Genomic DNA, 1,774 nt, shown 5'->3' on the forward strand with positions numbered 1-1,774 from the left:
CGAGCAGCCGCTGGGCCAGGACAAGGAGGGCAATGACGTCTTCCTGAAAGACATTTGGCCGTCGCAGAAGGACGTTTCCGACACCATCGCGTCGGCGATCAACCAGGAGATGTTCACCAAGAACTACGCCGACGTGTTCAAGGGCGACGAGCGCTGGCGCAACCTGCCGACCCCGAGCGGCAACACCTTTGAGTGGAACGCGGATTCGACCTATGTGCGCAAGCCCCCGTACTTCGAGGGCATGCCGGCCGAGCCCGAGCCGGTTACCGACATCACCGGCGCCCGGGTGCTGGCGCTGCTGGGCGATTCGGTGACCACCGACCACATCTCCCCCGCCAGCAGCATCAAGCCGGGCACCCCGGCGGCGCAATACCTCGACGAGCACGGCGTGGAGCGCAAGGACTACAACTCCTTCGGCTCGCGGCGCGGCAACCACGAGGTGATGATCCGCGGCACCTTCGCCAACATCAGGTTGCGCAACCTGCTGCTCGACGACGTGTCCGGCGGCTATACCCGCGACTTCACCCAGGACGGCGGACCCCAGGCGTTCATCTACGACGCGGCGCAAAACTATGCGGCACAAGACATTCCGCTGGTGGTGCTGGGCGGCAAGGAATACGGGTCGGGCTCGTCGCGCGACTGGGCCGCCAAGGGAACCCGGCTGCTGGGCGTTCGCGCGGTGATCGCCGAGTCGTTTGAGCGGATTCACCGCTCCAACCTGATCGGCATGGGCGTCATCCCGTTGCAGTTCCCCGACGGCAAGTCCGCCGCGGATCTGGGTCTCGACGGCACCGAGGTGTTCGACATCACCGGCATCGAGGAGCTCAACGACGGCAAGACACCGAAGACCGTGCACGTCAAGGCAAGTAAGGACGACAAAAACGCAATCGAATTCGACGCGGTGGTGCGCATCGACACCCCCGGAGAGGCCGACTACTACCGTAACGGCGGCATCCTGCAGTACGTGCTGCGCAACATGCTCAAGTCGGGTTAACCCCAACCCGATCAGATCACCTGATGCCAAAGGTCAGCGAGGACCATCTGGCGGCTCGCCGCCGCCAGATCCTCGACGGCGCCCGCCGCTGCTTCGCCGAGTACGGTTACGAGCAGGCCACCGTGCGCCGGCTGGAGAAGGCGATCGGGATGTCGCGCGGCGCGATCTTCCACCACTTCCGGGACAAGGACGCGCTGTTCTTCGCGCTGGCCCACGAGGACGCCGAGCGGATGGCCGACGTGGCTTCGCGCGCGGGACTCATCCAGGTGATGCGCGACATGCTGGCCACGCCGGACGAATTCGATTGGCTGGCAACCAGATTGGAGATCGCGCGCAAACTGCGCAACGATCCCGCGTTCAGCCAGGGCTGGGCGGAGCGTTCCGCCGAGCTGCGGGCGGCCACCACCGATCGACTGCGCCGGCAAATGGAGGCACACCGGGTCCGCGACGACGTGCCCGGCGACGTGCTGCAGTGCTATCTGGAATTGGTGCTCGACGGCCTGGTGGCCCGGTCGGCATCCGGCGAGGATCCGCAGCGGCTATCCGCGGTCCTCGATTTAGTGGAAAACTCGGTGCGCCGCAACGATTCTTGAGAAGCGATCGTAACGCCACTGCGAACAAGGGGACGAGATTTCGCAGTGACGCTACGCCCGCGCGGTTTTGGCGGTCCGGTTGGGGCCGCCGCGGCTGCGCATCGTGGTGCCCGACTCCCGCAGCAGGCTATGGATCGACCCATACGACCTACCGGTCGTGGCGACCAGGCTGCGGATACTGGCGCCA

General features: G+C 65.6%; 2 protein-coding genes and 1 pseudogene. 2 read left to right on the forward strand and 1 reads right to left on the reverse strand.

The genetic code is table 11. From position 1 onward, the window contains the following. Nucleotides 1–994: pseudogene (gene acnA, locus A9W96_RS25860) on the forward strand (aconitate hydratase); the annotation flags it as partial. A 23-nt stretch (nucleotides 995–1,017) separates the two neighbouring features. Continuing rightward, complete coding sequence (locus A9W96_RS25865) at nucleotides 1,018–1,587, forward strand: TetR/AcrR family transcriptional regulator (RefSeq protein ID WP_066881147.1); 570 nt, start codon at nucleotides 1,018–1,020, stop codon at nucleotides 1,585–1,587. 51 nt (nucleotides 1,588–1,638) lie between these two features. On the opposite strand, the gene A9W96_RS30895 is transcribed toward A9W96_RS25865, so the two are convergent. Continuing rightward, nucleotides 1,639–1,774 (reverse strand): helix-turn-helix domain-containing protein (locus A9W96_RS30895; RefSeq protein WP_082972627.1); only part of this gene is annotated, 136 nt, incomplete at its 5' end.

The sequence above is a fragment of the Mycobacterium sp. 1245852.3 genome (genome assembly GCF_001669335.1).
In the GTDB taxonomy this organism is placed as follows: Bacteria; Actinomycetota; Actinomycetes; order Mycobacteriales; family Mycobacteriaceae; genus Mycobacterium; species Mycobacterium europaeum_A.

Coding starts and splice junctions, on each gene's coding strand:
- A9W96_RS25865 (WP_066881147.1), top strand. CDS start 1,018: ATGCCAAAGGTCAGCGAGGACCATCTGGCGGCTCGCCGCCGCCAGATC.